Source organism: Candidatus Thalassolituus haligoni (assembly GCF_041222825.1).
Classification (GTDB): domain Bacteria; phylum Pseudomonadota; class Gammaproteobacteria; order Pseudomonadales; family Oceanobacteraceae; genus Oceanobacter; species Oceanobacter antarcticus.
On sequence record NZ_CP139482.1, the window covers coordinates 2253182 to 2269509 of the forward strand.

12 protein-coding genes are annotated in these 16328 nt (G+C 51.8%); 1 reads left to right on the forward strand and 11 read right to left on the reverse strand.

From position 1 onward, the window contains the following. Positions 1 to 3 precede the first annotated feature (3 nt). The 5 genes from gspF to SOJ49_RS10120 all read right to left on the reverse strand — a co-directional run bounded on the left by gspF (position 4) and on the right by SOJ49_RS10120 (position 5941). On the reverse strand, positions 4 to 1212 hold the full coding sequence (gspF, locus tag SOJ49_RS10100) for a type II secretion system inner membrane protein GspF (RefSeq protein WP_369854384.1): 1209 nt from the start codon (positions 1210 to 1212) through the stop codon (positions 4 to 6). Positions 1213 to 1214: 2 nt separating this feature from the next. After that, positions 1215 to 2792, reverse strand: a complete 1578-nt coding sequence (gene gspE, locus SOJ49_RS10105; RefSeq protein WP_369854385.1) for a type II secretion system ATPase GspE — start codon at positions 2790 to 2792, stop codon at positions 1215 to 1217. Positions 2793 to 2795: 3 nt separating this feature from the next. Further along, the gene (locus SOJ49_RS10110; protein ID WP_369854386.1) at positions 2796 to 4133 is read right to left on the reverse strand and encodes a UDP-glucose/GDP-mannose dehydrogenase family protein; all 1338 of its coding nucleotides are present in this window, start codon (positions 4131 to 4133) and stop codon (positions 2796 to 2798) included. A 113-nt stretch (positions 4134 to 4246) separates the two neighbouring features. Further along, positions 4247 to 5176 carry an electron transfer flavoprotein subunit alpha/FixB family protein gene (locus SOJ49_RS10115; RefSeq protein ID WP_369854387.1) on the reverse strand — a complete coding sequence of 310 codons (930 nt, stop codon included), beginning with the start codon at positions 5174 to 5176 and terminating at the stop codon, positions 4247 to 4249. Positions 5177 to 5191: 15 nt separating this feature from the next. Further along, positions 5192 to 5941 carry an electron transfer flavoprotein subunit beta/FixA family protein gene (locus tag SOJ49_RS10120; RefSeq protein WP_369854388.1) on the reverse strand — a complete coding sequence of 250 codons (750 nt, stop codon included), beginning with the start codon at positions 5939 to 5941 and terminating at the stop codon, positions 5192 to 5194. A 325-nt stretch (positions 5942 to 6266) separates the two neighbouring features. On the opposite strand from SOJ49_RS10120, the gene SOJ49_RS10125 reads away from it, so the two are divergent. After that, complete coding sequence (locus SOJ49_RS10125; RefSeq protein WP_369854389.1) at positions 6267 to 7907, forward strand: electron transfer flavoprotein-ubiquinone oxidoreductase; 1641 nt, start codon at positions 6267 to 6269, stop codon at positions 7905 to 7907. Positions 7908 to 7985: 78 nt separating this feature from the next. On the opposite strand, the gene SOJ49_RS10130 is transcribed toward SOJ49_RS10125, so the two are convergent. From SOJ49_RS10130 to tig, 6 genes are all read right to left on the reverse strand, one after another. Next, the gene (locus SOJ49_RS10130; protein WP_369854390.1) at positions 7986 to 9821 is read right to left on the reverse strand and encodes a SurA N-terminal domain-containing protein; all 1836 of its coding nucleotides are present in this window, start codon (positions 9819 to 9821) and stop codon (positions 7986 to 7988) included. 167 nt (positions 9822 to 9988) lie between these two features. Next, positions 9989 to 10261, reverse strand: coding sequence for an HU family DNA-binding protein (locus SOJ49_RS10135; RefSeq protein ID WP_369854391.1), 273 nt, complete (start codon positions 10259 to 10261; stop codon positions 9989 to 9991). A 116-nt stretch (positions 10262 to 10377) separates the two neighbouring features. Beyond that, positions 10378 to 12768, reverse strand: a complete 2391-nt coding sequence (gene lon / locus SOJ49_RS10140; RefSeq protein ID WP_369854392.1) for an endopeptidase La — start codon at positions 12766 to 12768, stop codon at positions 10378 to 10380. A gap of 119 nt (positions 12769 to 12887) precedes the next feature. Then, positions 12888 to 14180 carry an ATP-dependent Clp protease ATP-binding subunit ClpX gene (gene clpX / locus SOJ49_RS10145; RefSeq protein ID WP_369854393.1) on the reverse strand — a complete coding sequence of 431 codons (1293 nt, stop codon included), beginning with the start codon at positions 14178 to 14180 and terminating at the stop codon, positions 12888 to 12890. 86 nt (positions 14181 to 14266) lie between these two features. Next, positions 14267 to 14893, reverse strand: coding sequence for an ATP-dependent Clp endopeptidase proteolytic subunit ClpP (clpP, locus tag SOJ49_RS10150; protein ID WP_369854394.1), 627 nt, complete (start codon positions 14891 to 14893; stop codon positions 14267 to 14269). A 121-nt stretch (positions 14894 to 15014) separates the two neighbouring features. After that, the gene (tig, locus tag SOJ49_RS10155; protein WP_369854395.1) at positions 15015 to 16325 is read right to left on the reverse strand and encodes a trigger factor; all 1311 of its coding nucleotides are present in this window, start codon (positions 16323 to 16325) and stop codon (positions 15015 to 15017) included. Positions 16326 to 16328: the final 3 nt, after the last annotated feature.

Consider the following 16328-nt stretch of genomic DNA (forward strand, 5'->3'; position numbering starts at 1 on the left):
CTCCTAACGAACCATATTTTGCAATTCAAGAATGGGCATCATGATAGCGGCAACAATCAGGGCAACAATCGCCCCCATGGTCAGCAGCATCATGGGCTCAAAAATTTTGACCATCGCTGAGACTGTATTTTCCAGCGTAGTTTCCTGCTGCTGGGCGGTTTTTGCCAACATGGCATCAAGCTCACCACTGTTTTCACCGCTGGCAATCATGTGCAGCATGATCGGGGCAAAGTAGCCGGTGTGATCCAGCGACTTGTGCAGACTGCCACCTTCGCTGACTTCTACTGTAGCTTCGGCCAATGCTTTCTGGATTGGTATGTTTTCAACCACCTGGCTGGCGATACGCATGGCTTCAACCAGTGGCACACCGGAACTGGTCAGAATCGCCAACGTACTGCCAAATCGTGCGGTATTGGCATCCTTGGCAAAACCACCTATGCCGGGTATTGCCAACATAAAAGCATGAAACTTCCCCCGAAATACCGGACTTCGCATGGCCTGGCCAAACAAGAGCACGGCGGCAACAACGGCAATCAGAATATACAGGCCGTAATCGGTAATCAGATGACTGAGGTCGAGCATAAATTGCGTTAGTGCTGGTAGTTCCTGACCATTTTTCACAAACACATCAACAATGTCGGGGACAACGTACGTCAGCAGGCCAACAACGATGCCAATCGCCACAATACTGAGAATAAGAGGATACATCGCCGCCAGCTTGATCTTCTGATCGGCAGACTGCCGTGCTTCGGTGTAATCGGCCAGACGATTCAAGACGCCATCCAGATGTCCGGCGTGCTCGCCGGCACTGACCGTTGATCGATACAGATGCGGAAACGCCTTGGGATATTCCGCCAATGCCTTGGCCAGGGTGTAGCCTTCCAGCACCTTGGCTCTGATCGCCAGGATCATCGCCTTTATCTTGGCTTTGCCGGTTTGTTCGGACAGTGCTCTCAGCGCCTCATCAATGGGTAATCCGGCACCGATCAAGGTTGCCAGCTGCCGCGTCAATAATGCCAGATCCGGCACCGACATACCGGGGCCTCGTCCGCCGGCACTGCTCTTCTGCTTGACACTGGTTGATTCCACCGACAGTGGCATCCAACCCTTGTCACGCAGCTTCTGACGCACCTGCCGAGCGCTGTCGGCCTCAATCACGCCTTTAAGCTGCTTGCCCTTTGCATCGAGCGCCTGATAAAGAAATGCAGCCATAATTATCCCTTGGCAACCCGCAGCAGCTCTTCGATGGTGGTGCTGCCAGCCAACACTTTGCGAATGCCATCCTGATTAATACTGGGGCCAAGGTTACGGGCATGTAACGTCATCGCCTGCTCCCCTGCCCGATCATGAATCAGGGTTTTCAAGCCTTCATCCACCTCAATAATTTCGTAAATCCCCTGGCGTCCGCGATACCCCAATTGATTGCATTTGTCACAGCCTTTGGCGTGGAAAATTTCCGGAGCCTGATCCTGGGGAATGCCCAGCAATTCACATTCGCTGGCATCTGCGATGGCTGCCACCTTGCAGTCACTGCAGAGCACGCGCACCAGTCGCTGGGCAAGAACACCCACCAGGCTGGATGACAACAAGAATGGCTCAACGCCCATGTCTTGCAAACGGGTTACCGCACCCACGGCGGTGTTGGTGTGTAGCGTCGACAATACCAGGTGGCCGGTCAAGGATGCCTGAATGGCAATTTCGACCGTTTCAAGGTCACGAATCTCACCAATCATGACGACGTCTGGATCCTGCCGCAAAATAGCCCGCAAGCCCTTGGCGAAGGTCATTTCGACCTTGGTGTTGACCTGGGTCTGACCAATCCCCGGCAGGCTGTATTCAATCGGGTCTTCAACCGTCAGAATGTTACGGCTGGTGTCGTTCAGATCACTCAGTGCGCCGTACAGTGTGGTGGTTTTACCCGACCCGGTAGGGCCGGTCACCAGAATAATGCCGTGAGGCCGACTGATGATATTGCGCATGGTGCGCAGATCGCGTTCTGACATACCGAGCTGGGAGAGACTGAGGCGACCGGCCTTTTTGTCGAGCAATCGCATGACGACCCGCTCACCATGACTGGACGGCATGGTCGACACCCGGACATCGACCTCTCGGCCACCAATGCGCAAGGCGATACGACCATCCTGCGGCACCCGTTTTTCAGCGATATCCAGTTTGGCCATGACCTTGATACGGGAGACCAGCAAGGCTGCCAGGGCGCGCTTGGGCTGCACAACTTCACGTAATACGCCATCAACCCGAAAACGCACAACCAGGCGCTTTTCATAGGTTTCGACGTGAATATCCGACGCATTTTCCTTGATGGCCTCGGTCAGCAAGGCATTGATCAGCCGAATAATGGGTGCGTCGCCGTCCTGCTCCAGCAAGTCTTCCGTTTCAGGAACGGAGTCAGCCAGGCTGGCAAGATCCATTTCATCACCCAACCCCTCGACCATCTCCATGGCTTCGGACGAGTCGGTTTGATAGGAAAGCCCCAGGCGACGGTCAAATTCATCATCGGCAACGCCTTCGAGCCTGAATGGCAGCGACAGAAAACGCTGCACCTCCATGATGGCCTCGGCACTAACTGGCACCCGGTGAACCACTTTGAGACCATCGGCAGCCCCTTCAACCAGCACCCCAAAGCGTTTGGCGAAGCCAAAGGGCACACGGGTAGCCAGACTGGTAGATGGTGTATTCTGGCCGTTTTCAAGGAGTGACGACTGGCCGACCAGTGACGCTACTGCACTGTCTAGGGCGTCTGCGGATTGATCTTGTAAAAGGGTAGAGCTCATGAATTATCCAACGTTGCGGCCAACACCTGAGTAATCAAATCCCTGGGCCAGAAGCACCTGGGGATCATACTGATTGCGACCGTCAATAATAACTGGCTGCCGGAGCAGCTTCTTGATAACGATGAAGTCTGGTTGTCGAAAAGGTTTCCATTCGGTGACCAGCACCAATGCATCAGCATCGACCACTGCATCATACTGATGGTTCGCCAGCTCTAACACTCCATCGGTAAAATATTGCGATGGAAAGTGCTGTCGAGCCAGTTCATTACACATTGGATCATAGGCGCGCACCTGTGCACCGGCAGTAACCAGCTGATTAATCAGGGCAATGGCACTGGATTCATGCATGTCGGCCGTTCCGGGCTTGAAGGCCAAACCCCAGACGGCAATCGTTTTACCCTGCATGTCCTCGCCAAACCGCTCAGCCAGCTTTTCGAACAGACGTCGCTTTTGCGCCTGGTTACGGGCTTCTACCGCGTCCAACAGGGTCGCTTCAAAGCCGTTTTCCCGAGCCATACCAATCAGCGTGCGAACGTCGCGAGGGAAACAGGAACCACCATAGCCACAGCCCGGATAGATAAACGAGTACCCTATCCGGCTGTCCGAGCCGATACCCTTGCGAACCTGCTCGATATCCACACCGAGATACTCGGAAAGCGTCGCCATTTCATTCATAAAGGAAATCCGGGTGGCCAACATTGCCGTAGCGGCAAACTTGGTCATTTCGGCATCGCGAATACCCATGTAGAGCATTTTGTCACGGTTGCGAGAGAACCCCTGGTACAGCTCTTCCATCAAGGTACGGGCGCGATCACAATCAAGACCCACAATGATACGATCCGGACTCATAAAGTCGTCGATGGCACTGCCTTCTTTCATAAATTCAGGATTGGCGACCATGTCAAACGATACGCCGTCCCTATCGGCAAGACGGGCTGTCATGACATCGCGTATCTTTTCAGTGGTACCAACAGGGACGGTGGATTTTGTGGCAATCAGCGTATAACCCTGCAGCCAATCAGCCAGCTGTGCCGCTTGCGCAATAATCTCGGCAGCATCGGCAACGCCTTCACTCTCACCCGGATTACCAATGGCCAGAAAACACACGGCAGCATTTGCTACAGCCGGGCCGAGGTTGGTACCAAACAACAGTCGGCCAGCCCGGTAATTATCGAGAACGATACGTTCCAGGCCTGGTTCAGCAACAGTCACCAGACCATTATTCAGCTGCTGGATGACCTCTGATCTCGGATCGACACAATGCACCCGGTTACCCATCTCGGCAAAACAGGCAGCAGTGACCAATCCAATATAGCCAGCACCAATAACGACAATTTCCACAAAACAATCCTTTTTCAACAAGGCGGCACGTCGGCGCAGCTTATGTCCATTTAATGACAAATCGGTGACAAAAAAAAGCCCGGACTCAGCCGGGCTCCTTCAACACTTTGATGTTAAACGAGTTTTTCTAACTCGGGAACCGCATCAAAGAGGTCTGCAACCAGGCCGTAATCCGCAACCTGAAAGATAGGTGCTTCTTCGTCCTTGTTGATTGCCACAATCACTTTGGAATCCTTCATACCAGCCAGATGCTGGATCGCACCCGAGATGCCCACCGCAATATACAAGCCTGGCGCAACAATCTTGCCGGTCTGGCCGACCTGGAGATCGTTGGGTACAAAGCCGGCGTCTACTGCTGCGCGGGATGCACCCACTGCCGCGCCCAGCTTGTCAGCCAGGCTGTACAACATGGCAAAGTTATCGCCATTTTGCATGCCACGTCCGCCAGAAACGACGACTTTGGCTGCGGTCAATTCCGGACGATCCGACTTGGCCAGCTCTTCACCAACAAAGACGGCCTTGGCGTAATCGCTAATATAAGCAACCGTTTCAATGGCAGCCGCCCCACCTGATGTATCAACGGCATCGAAGCCCGTAGTACGCACAGTCAGTACCTTGATGGCGTCGCTGCTTTGGTAGGTTGCGATAGCGTTACCCGCATACACCGGACGAGAGAAGGTATCGTCAGATACCACCTCAATCACATCAGACAGCATGTTAACGCCCAGCAGTGCCGCAGCACGGGGAAGGAAATCTTTGCCTGTCGTGGTGGCTGCCGCCAAAATATGCGAGTAGTTGGTGCCGATGTTGGCAACCAGATCCCCCATTACTTCACCCAGCTGATGTTCATAAACAGCATTGTCCGCCAGCAACACCTTGCCAACACCAGCTACTGCCGCTGCTGCATCTGCAACGGCTTGGCAACCAGCGCCTGCAACCAGTACTTCTACGTCACCACCAATCGCGGCAGCCGCTGCCAGAACGTTCAGCGTGGCGCCTTTCAGAGTAGCGTTATCATGTTCCGCTATTACCAGAATACTCATTTCATCTACTCCTGTTTACAGCACTTTCGCTTCGTTCTTCAGTTTTTCGACCAGCTCTGCAACATCGGCCACCTTGATACCCGCCTGGCGTTCTGCCGGTGGAACGACTTTCAGCAGCGCCAGGGTTGAACCCATGGTCACACCCAAATCTGCTGGCGTAGTCAGCTCCAGAGGTTTGCGCTTGGCCTTCATGATATTAGGCAAAGACGCGTAGCGAGGTTCGTTCAAACGCAGATCTGTTGTAACAATCGCAGGCAGATCCAGTGCAACGGTACGCAAGCCACCATCCACTTCGCGAGTCACCTTGACCTTGTCGCCATCAATCAGCACTTCAGAGGCAAAGGTGCCTTGTGCCATGCCGGTCAGGGCACCCAGCATCTGGCCGGTCTGATTGTTGTCACTATCAATGGTCTGTTTACCCATCAGCACCAACTGCGGGGCTTCTTTCTCGACCACTGCCTGCAGCAAGCGAGCAACGGTCAACGATTCCAGCTTGTCTTCGGTTTCAATCAGGATGCCACGGTCAGCACCCAGCGCCAAAGAGGTGCGAATCTGTTCCTGTGCCACCTTGGGACCGATGGAAACAACGACGATTTCTGTGGCAATACCCTTTTCCTTCAGGCGCACCGCTTCTTCAACAGCGATTTCGCAGAATGGGTTCATGGCCATCTTGACGTTATTCAGATCAACATCCGAATTATCCGGCTTGACGCGCACCTTGACGTTGTAGTCGATGACGCGTTTTACAGCGACGAGAACCTTCATAGATTCCTCTTATCTTCAAATGATTGGATTTCCAACCCCAATTTGCACAATAACGCGATGATACGGCGCTACTCAGGGGACTTTCGACCAGCAGAATTATTCTGGTCTTTTACCTTTACGTCAATAGTGAGGTCTGTTTGTTTCCAAAACGGCAGCATTCCCAAGCGATTCAGTTGCCTGAAACAGGGACGAACGTATAATGCTGCACCTTTAAACAATTAAACAATATGTGTTTTCTCGATGATTTGCTAATCGTCAACAAGAAATCAAATCTGAATAGCACCGCTTTAGCCAATAATTCTAACTGTTAACAGGAGAGATCCGAATGGACCGTGATGTGATGGAGTATGACGTTGTAATCGTCGGCGCAGGCCCTTCTGGTCTGGCAGCCGCTTGCCGCATCAAGCAGGCTGCCAACGAGGCAGGCAATGATATTTCGGTCTGCCTGGTCGAAAAGGGCTCCGAAATTGGCGCCCACATCTTGTCGGGTGCCGTCATTGAAGACCGCGCCCTGACGGAACTGTTCCCGAACTGGAAAGAATCCGGTGCGCCACTCACAACGGCTGTCAGCAAAGATGAAGTTTACTTCCTGCTCAGTGACCGCCACTCTGTGCAAGCACCCGGCTGGGCGGTGCCCAAACCAATGCACAACCACGGCAACTATGTCGTCAGTGTCGGTAACCTCTGTCGCTGGCTGGGCCAGCAAGCCGAAGAGCTTGGCGTTGAGATTTACCCGGGCTTTGCGGCCGCAGACCTGATTGTTGAAGACGGTGTGGTAAAAGGGGTCGTCACTGGCGATATGGGTGTCGACGCTGCCGGCAACCCGAAAGACAGCTACATGCCTGGCATGGAACTGCGCGCACGTTACACTCTGTTTGCAGAAGGCTGTCGTGGTCATCTGGGTAAGCGCCTGATCAGCGAATATCAACTGGATTCAGGCAAGGATCCCCAGCACTATGGCATAGGCATCAAGGAGCTGTGGGATATCGACCCCGCCAAACATCAACCAGGGCTGGTCATGCACGGTACCGGCTGGCCACTCAATGAATCCTCATCATCCGGTGGCTTTTTCCTCTACCACAGCGATGACGGTCAGGTCGTGGTCGGCTTGATCACAGATCTGTCGTATTCCAATCCACACGTCAGCCCCTATGATGAATTTCAGCGCCTGAAGCACCATCCGGTGATTGCGCAATATCTGGAGGGTGGCAAACGCGTTTCCTATGGTGCCCGAGCCATTACCAAAGGAGGCCTGAACTGCCTGCCTAAAATGACCTTCCCTGGCGGCCTGCTGATTGGCTGTGACGCTGGCACGCTCAACTTTGCCAAAATCAAGGGCGTTCACACTGCAATGAAAAGTGGCATGGTGGCTGCCGATGCGGTTATCGCTGCGATTGCCACCGATCGCCGTCATGATGAACTGACTGAATTTACGACGGCATTTGAGAGCAGCTGGGCCTGGCAAGAGCTGCAGCGCAGCCGTAACTTTGGCCCGGCACTCCACAAGCTGGGTACTTTGGGTGGTGCTGCGTTCAACTTTATTGATCAGAACATCATGGCCTTGCCGCTGACGTTGCATGACACCCGAGCGGATCATGACACCCTGCGTCCAGCATCAGAATGCAAACCCATCGACTATCCCAAGCCGGATGGCAAATTAAGCTTCAGCAAACTGGACTCGGTTTTTATCGGCAATGTTAACCACGCCGAAGACCAACCCTGTCACCTTAAATTAGCCGACGAAGACATTCCCCTGGAGGTAAACCTGATTCAGTGGGATGAGCCAGCCCAACGCTACTGCCCGGCCGGTGTTTACGAAATCATTGAAGATGAAGCCGGCAAGCGCTTTCAGATCAATTCGCAAAATTGCGTCCATTGCAAAACCTGCGACATCAAGGATCCATCCCAGAACATTACCTGGGTGACACCAGAAGGCAGCGGCGGACCGAACTACCCGAATATGTAATCCCCCGCCAGATCGGTAAAAACAAAAAAGCCCGCAATCAACGCGGGCTTTTTTGTTTTCTTGACGTACCGGTTCGAATCAGGCGCCTGGACGTTTGATCTCGACATTTTCCTGCGACCACTTGCGGTAACTGGTCATGCTGTTACGAGCCGAACGATTTTCGATCTGGGTTCGCTCTTCATCACTGGCAACCAGGTCAGCCAATTCGGGAATCTGAATAGCATCAACCCGGACAACGGTAGCGCCACCCTGAACATCAACTACGTCCAACTCTCCCTGCTGTAGTGCGAAGGCCCGCGACTGCGCAGCGCGCGGAATTTCGGCAGATTGCGAGTAGTTCACCGCGACCGATACCCATGCTGCCGACGTTTCTTCACCCGCTGCAATTTTGTCAGCCATCGCACGCGCCAGTTCTCCAGCCTTGTCGCGCTTAATCAGGTTTTCAACCTGATTACGAACAACGGTTAATGGCAGGGTTTTCGGCTCATCATGTTCGGAGACGGCAAAAACATAGACTCCCTCTTCCGTTTCAACCAGATCGCTCAACTCCCGATCCAGCAACATGTTTTCCGCAAATGCCTGCTGGCGCACCGCATCACTCGCCACAAAGCCCTCACCAAAATCACGGGTAAAAAGACCAGACTCCTGAACCTTCAGCCCCAAGGCATCAGCAACTTCATCAACAGAACCCGATGAAAATGCCAGATTACTCAATTCCTGGGTTTGCTCGGCAATCTGCTGACCGGCTTTTTCATTACGAATCCATTCCGCCAACTCGTCATGACGCTTCTCCAAGCTGTCTGCTTCAGGCGCTTTGATGTCGAGCAACTGAATTATGTGGTAACCAAACTCGGTTTTGACCGGCTGGGAAACTTCGCCCTTTTGCAATGCAAACAATGCGGCTTCAAATTCTGGTACAAACGCCCCATGGCTAACATAACCAAGGTCGCCACCGTTACTGCCACTGGCGATATCATCAGAATCCGATTTTGCCAACTCGGCGAAATCTGCTCCGGCATCCAGCTTGGACTTCAGTTCATTCGCTTTGGCCAGTGCCTCTTCGCTGGAGCGGTCAGCACCCGCCTCAATCAGAATATGACGAGAACTGCGCTGCTCTTTTTCAGAAAGATCGCTCAGATAGTCTTCATACGCCTTGCTGATCTCATCTTCAGAAACACTCTCATCAGCTGCCATGGCGGCACGATCAAAGCCAACGTATCGGACTTTGGCCTGTTCCGGCGTCTGAAAGCGGGAGCTGTTAGCATCGTAGTAAGACTGCACATCGTCGTCGGTGAGCTGAATATCATCCATCAGGTCGCGAGCACGGATTTCAATGTAAGAAATTGTTCGCAACTCGTTATTCAGCATGGCGCCAAAGCGGGCCTGGAACGGCGTCGGAATGGAGGTCATGGTGAGCGCCTGTCGGGCTTGATTTACCTTGATGTCTTCGGCCAGATTGGCGCGAAAGGTCAAAGGTGTCCAGCCATTCAGACGCAGAACACTAAGGAACTGTTCCTTGTTGAAACGACCATCCAGCTGAAAGGCCGGAATATTGACAATGGCTTCATCGACAACAGCAGAGGCTGCATACAAGCCCAGACGATCGGCCTGAACGGCATCCACATTCTGCTGAATCAGCTGTTCAATAGCCGATTGGCGCAACAGTTGGTCGTTAAACAGGTTTTCATCAAACTGCTCGCCAAACTGACGACGCAGGTTGGCTTTTTGCTGTTCGATCACCCGTTGAACTTCAGGTTCTGACACCTTGATATCACCAACTTCAGCAACCGGCGTATCGCCAGACCCGATATTGACAATGCTCTCGACCCCCCAAAGGGCGAAAACGAAGATAATAAAAAACACGATGACCTTGGCAATAATGCCCTGAGCATTATCACGCATTGTTTGTAGCATGGTTCCTCCAGGTATTCGCTACAGCAACATAAAAAAAAGCGCATCCAGGATGCGCTCTTTTTCTGGGTGGATAAAAACAGCTAAACATCAACGTCTTCTGTTATTACCCCGTCCGGCATGCCAGACCGCCTATCAACCAACCAACTTACCAGATCAAACCAGATAAATCAGTTGACTGCATCTTTAAGCGCTTTTCCTGGCTTGAAACCAGGAACCTTGGCTGCCTTGATTTGAATGGGCTCACCTGTTTGAGGGTTACGGCCAGTACGCTCTGCACGCTCTTTCACCATAAATGTACCAAAACCAACCAGGGCAACCTGATCACCCTCTTTTAACGCAGTACCAACACTTTCGATCATGGCATCCAGTGCGCGACCAGCAGCTGCCTTTGGAATATCAGCTGATGCGGCAATGGCGTCGATTAACTCGGACTTATTCACACTTATCCCCTCACTCTGTGTGCAGTATTAGATTCTTGTTATGCGACTGGGCGATCGCTACAGGAAATTCAAGAGCGTCGATTTATACCAACTGGGTTATGTACCGTCAAGCAGACTCAATGCGTCTTTGGGCGAGAACCCTCGTCCTTACTGACGCTTGCATCTTCTGTCGGAACAATTGGCGCAGAAACACCATCCGGGCTTGACTCAAGCGCCAAATCCAGAACCTCGTCGATCCAGTCTACAGCAATGACCTTCAGGTCTTGCTTGATGTTTTCCGGTATATCCCTAAGGTCTTTTTCGTTTTCCTTGGGGATAATAACCGTCTTGATGCCACCGCGATGTGCGGCGAGCAACTTTTCTTTTAATCCTCCAATCGCCAGCACTTTGCCCCTCAGGGTAATCTCACCCGTCATGGCTACTTCGGCCTTAACCGGAATACCCGTCAGGACAGATGCCAGCGCTGTTGCCATCCCAATGCCAGCACTTGGGCCGTCCTTGGGTGTCGCACCTTCCGGCACATGCACATGAATGTCATTCTTTTCAAAAAATTCCGCATTAATCCCCAAGCTTTCAGCACGGCTTCTAACGACCGTCAGAGCTGCCTGAATGGACTCCTGCATTACATCACCCAACGAGCCTGTCTTGATAATACGACCCTTGCCAGCGGTTGCTGCAGCTTCAAGCGTCAACAATTCGCCACCTACGGAGGTCCAGGCAAGTCCTGTTACCTGTCCCACCTGATTACTGACACCCGCAAGGCCGTAGCGATACTTGGTGACACCAAGATATTCTTCCAGCAGTTCTTCGGTAATCACGCGTGTTGTCGTGGTCTGATCAAGCATGTTTGCCTTGACGACACGGCGACACAACTTGGCCAGTTCTCTTTCAAGACCACGAACACCCGCTTCACGTGTGTAGTGGCGAATAATGCTGCGTAATTGAGTTTCCGGAAGCTCAATTTCATCCGTTTTCAAACCATTTTGCTTAATCTGTTTAGGTAACAAATAGCGCTGGGCAATATGAACCTTCTCCGCTTCGGTATAGCCGGGAATGCGGATGACTTCCATACGATCCAGTAACGGGCCAGGAATATTCATGCTGTTCGAGGTACAGACAAACATCACATCGGAGAGGTCATAATCAACCTCAAGGTAATGATCGGCAAAGGTGTTGTTTTGCTCAGGATCAAGCACTTCCAGCAGCGCAGAAGCCGGATCACCGCGATGATCCATCCCCATTTTGTCGATTTCATCCAGCAAGAACAAAGGGTTACGTACGCCGACCTTGGTCATGCGTTGTACCAGCTTGCCCGGCATTGAGCCAATATAAGTACGACGATGGCCACGAATTTCGGCTTCATCCCGAACTCCGCCCAGCGACATACGCGTAAACTGCCGGTTAGTTGCCCGCGCAATCGATTTGCCAAGAGAAGTCTTGCCGACACCTGGAGGCCCGACCAGGCACAGAACTGCACCCTTTACTTTCTTGACACGATTCTGCACCGCCAAATACTCAAGGATCCGCTCCTTAACCTCTTCCAGACCATAGTGATCGGAATCAAGTATCTCTTTGGCACGTATCAGATCGTGATTGAGGCGTGAGCGTTTTTTCCAGGGGAGGTTCAATACCCAGTCAAGATAGCCTCGAACGACTGAGGCCTCAGCCGACATCGGTGACATCATGCGCAACTTGCGTAATTCTGCTTCAGCCTTTTCCTTTGCTTCGCGAGTCAGGCCGACGGTTTCAATTTTCTCAGCCAGCTCATCAAACTCGTTGCCGCCATCTTCAAGGTCGCCCAGTTCTTTCTGAATGGCTTTCATTTGCTCATTCAGATAGTACTCACGTTGACTTTTTTCCATCTGCTTTTTGACCCGGCCGCGAATACGCTTTTCGACCTTGAGCAAATCAATTTCAGATTCCATCAGCTCCATCAAGTGCTCAACCCGCTCTTTCGGATCAAACATCTCAAGCACTTCCTGCTTTTCTTCCAGCTTGAGAGAGATATGTGCGGCAATGGTGTCACTCAGGCGACTGACATCTTCGACGCCGGAAATAGTGGAAAGCACTTCACTGGGGACTTTTTTCGACAGCTGTACGTACTGTTCAAAATGGCCGGTCAGTGAGCGAGTCAGAATCTCGTTCTCACGCTCATCGGGTATTCGCGTCCCGGCTGGCAGCACCTGACCACGAAACAGATCGCTTTCATCGATCAGGCGCTCCAGCGTGGCCCGCTCTTCACCTTCGACCAGCACCTTGACCGTTCCATCAGGAAGGCGCAGCAACTGCAAAATGGTCGCCACCGTACCGACGGAATGCAGCCCATCAATACCAGGCGCGTCATCGGCCGCGTCCTTCTGGGCAACAAGCATGATGCGTTTATCACCCGCCATCGCTTCTTCCAGAGCATTGATTGATTTTTCCCGCCCCACAAACAGGGGAATAACCATAGCGGGAAAGACCACTACATCACGTAGTGGCAGGAGAGGTAACACTTCTTGATTCATCAGATTAGGTCTCTGCTACAAAGCAATATTCTGAGAGTGGGGGCTTCGACTACCAAAAACAAGCGACAAATAAATAAAAAGGAGCCATTGGCTCCTTTTTATTTATTTTTGGGTAGGCATCAATCGTTTTCTGAAGAAGCCCGAGCAACATCACCACTCTCATAAATCATGATCGGCTCGGCAATACCATTAATGACAGTATCTTCGATGACGACCTTGGCAATATCAGGCTCAGAAGGAACGCGGTACATGGTCTGTAGCAACGCTCCCTCTAGTATTGACCGCAAGCCCCGTGCGCCGGTCTTTCGCTCCATCGCACAATTGGCAATGGCATCCAGAGCAGAGTCACGAATCTCAAGCTCTACCGATTCCATTTCAAACAGTTTCTGGAATTGGCGAACAAGAGAGTTTTTCGGCTCGGTAAGAATTCGAATCAGGGCGTCCTTGTCGAGTTCATCCAGTGTTGCCACCACTGGCAAACGGCCAATAAATTCAGGAATCAGACCGAACTTGACCAGATCGACCGGTTCTACTTCACGCAAGGCAGCACCAATCGATTTTTGGTCTTCCTTGCCTTTTACGGTTGCGACAAAACCAATCGAACTACGCTCCGATCGATCACGAATGATCTGATCCAACCCGGCAAATGCCCCGCCACAAATAAACAGGATATTGGAGGTGTCGACCTGCAGGAATTCTTGCTGCGGGTGTTTTCGACCACCTTGTGGCGGCACGGATGCAACGGTCCCCTCGACAAGCTTCAGCAACGCTTGCTGAACCCCTTCGCCCGAAACATCACGAGTAATTGACGGGTTGTCAGACTTGCGTGAAATTTTGTCAATTTCATCAATATAGACAATTCCGCGCTGAGCACGCTCAACGTCGTAATCACACTTCTGCAACAGTTTCTGAATGATATTTTCCACATCTTCACCAACGTAACCGGCTTCTGTCAGCGTGGTTGCATCAGCAATTGTGAACGGCACATTCAGCAGACGTGCCAGCGTCTCTGCCAGTAAAGTCTTGCCGCTACCCGTTGGGCCAATCAGCAGGATATTACTTTTAGACAGCTCGACATCGCCTTTTCCCTTGCCCTCGCCAAAGCGCAGGCGTTTGTAGTGGTTATAAACCGCTACCGCCAGAACTACCTTGGCTTTATCCTGACCGATAACGTATTCATCCAGAGTCAGACGAATTTCCTGTGGCGTAGGTAGTTTGTCAGAACTGCCCTTGTTATCGGCTTCCTGGACTTCTTCGCGAATAATGTCATTACAAAGATCAACACACTCATCGCAAATAAACACCGAAGGCCCGGCAATCAGCTTGCGCACTTCATGCTGACTCTTACCGCAAAACGAACAGTAGAGCAGCTTGCCGCCGTCTTCGCCCTTGCCTTTAGTATCGTCGGTCATTCGACTGCCTCATTCTGGTACATAGCATTCATATATAGGTGCACACTGGCCAGGTTTCAAGCCTCCCACCCCATGTCAGGCAAAATTTATTGACCTCGATGGGTCAAAACCTTATCAATCAGACCATATTCGAGTGCCTGATCCGCTGTCATGAAGTTGTCTCGCTCGGTATCGGCAGCAATGGTGTCGTAACTCTGGCCGGTATGATGAGCCAGAATTCGGTTCAAGCGTTCCTTGGTATGCTGAATATTACGGGCATGAATCTGGATATCCGTTGCCTGTCCCTGAGCACCACCGCTTGGCTGGTGAATCATTACTCGTGAGTTTGGTACACTGTAGCGTTTACCCGCCGCGCCAGCAGCCAGCAGGAAAGCCCCCATACTGCATGCCTGCCCAATCACCATGGTGCTGACGTCCGGCTTGATAAACTGCATGGTGTCATAAATCGACAAACCTGCTGATACCGAACCACCTGGCGAGTTGATATACAGATGAATATCCTTATCCGGATTTTCAGACTCAAGAAACAGCAGCTGGGCAACCACCAGGTTGGCCATGTGATCTTCAACAGGCCCCACCAAAAAAATCACCCGTTCCTTCAGCAGGCGGGAATAAATGTCGTAAGAACGCTCGCCGCGAGCAGACTGCTCTACTACCATAGGAACCAGGGCATTCTGAATCACTTCTGATCCCTGAGTGAATTGATCATTCATAAAGCATTACTCCCATACAAAACCAGTATCGAACCATTATTACAAAAACAGCCGCTATTTAGCGGCTGTTTTCGAGTTTAGCCATTGGAGACGAGTATGTCAGTCCCCAAAATACCAACTATTACATTGCTTGGTTGGCATTGGCAGAACGAATCACGTCTTCGTATGAGGTTTCAACCACAGAAACAGTCGCTGCAGCCAGGACTTTTTCAATCAGCTGATCTTCCAGCGCCAGAGATTCTACCTGGGCCTTTTGCTCTGCATTAGTTGAATAATACTCACGTACCTGTTCAGGCTCTTGATACGTTGAAGCGATCTCTTCAATCAGCTCTGCCACTTTTTCTTCGGAAGGCTTCATGTCTGCCGCTTCAATCGCAGCACTCATCAACAAGCCAACCTTGACGCGTTGCTCAGCCTGGCCCTTGAAAATCTCTGCAGGCAGCTGTGAAGCATCCATTTGGCCGCCAAACTGCTTGACAGCCTGCTGTCGCAGGCGATCGATTTCCCTCTCAACCAGAGGCGTAGGTGCATCAATCTCATTACCAGCAACCAGAGCATCAATCACCTGTTGCTTGGTCAGAGTACGCAAAGCGCGCTTTAGTTCGCGTTCCATATTGGTGCGAATCTCAACGCGGAATTCAGCTTCATCTGCAGTTTCAACACCGAATGAGCTGAAGAACGTTTCATTCATCTCGGGCAGCTCGCCCTTTTCGACTTTTTGCACAGTAATTTTGAATTGTGCAGGCTTACCTTTCAGCTCTTCCTTGTGGTAATCCTCAGGGAAGTTCACATCAATAGTTTTCTCATCGCCAGCGACAAAGCCGACAATTGCCTCTTCAAAACCAGGAATCATTGAACCGGAACCCAATGTCAGCGTGTGGCCACTGGCCTTGCCGCCATCAAAGGCTTCACCATCGACAAAACCTTCAAAGTCGATGACTACGCGATCACCGTCTTCAGCGGCCGCATCCGTTTCTGACCAGGTGGTGTTCTGCTGACGCAGGGTATCCACCATCTTTTCCATGTCTTCGTCAGTGACGGCAGCGGTTTTTTGCTCAACGGAGATGGTTGAGAAGTCACCCAGAACCACCTCGGGATACACTTCGAACGTGGCCTTGAATTCCAAATCCTTGCCATCTTCATTGACGACAGGCTCAAAACTTGGCATTCCTGCCAGCTTGACTCCTTGCTCTTGCACCGTCTGGAAAAAAGACTGCTGCATTTGCTGGTAGATGGCTTCGTAACGAGCTTGCTGACCGAACATGCGCTTGATCACTGCAGGAGGAACCTTGCCTGGGCGAAAACCATCAATACGACGACCTTTGGCCAGTTTCTTCAGTTCTGCTGTTACTTTTTGTTCTACTTCCGCAGCAGGAACGCCAATAGTCATACAACGCTGAAGACCACTGGTTGTCTCGATGGACACTTGCATAGA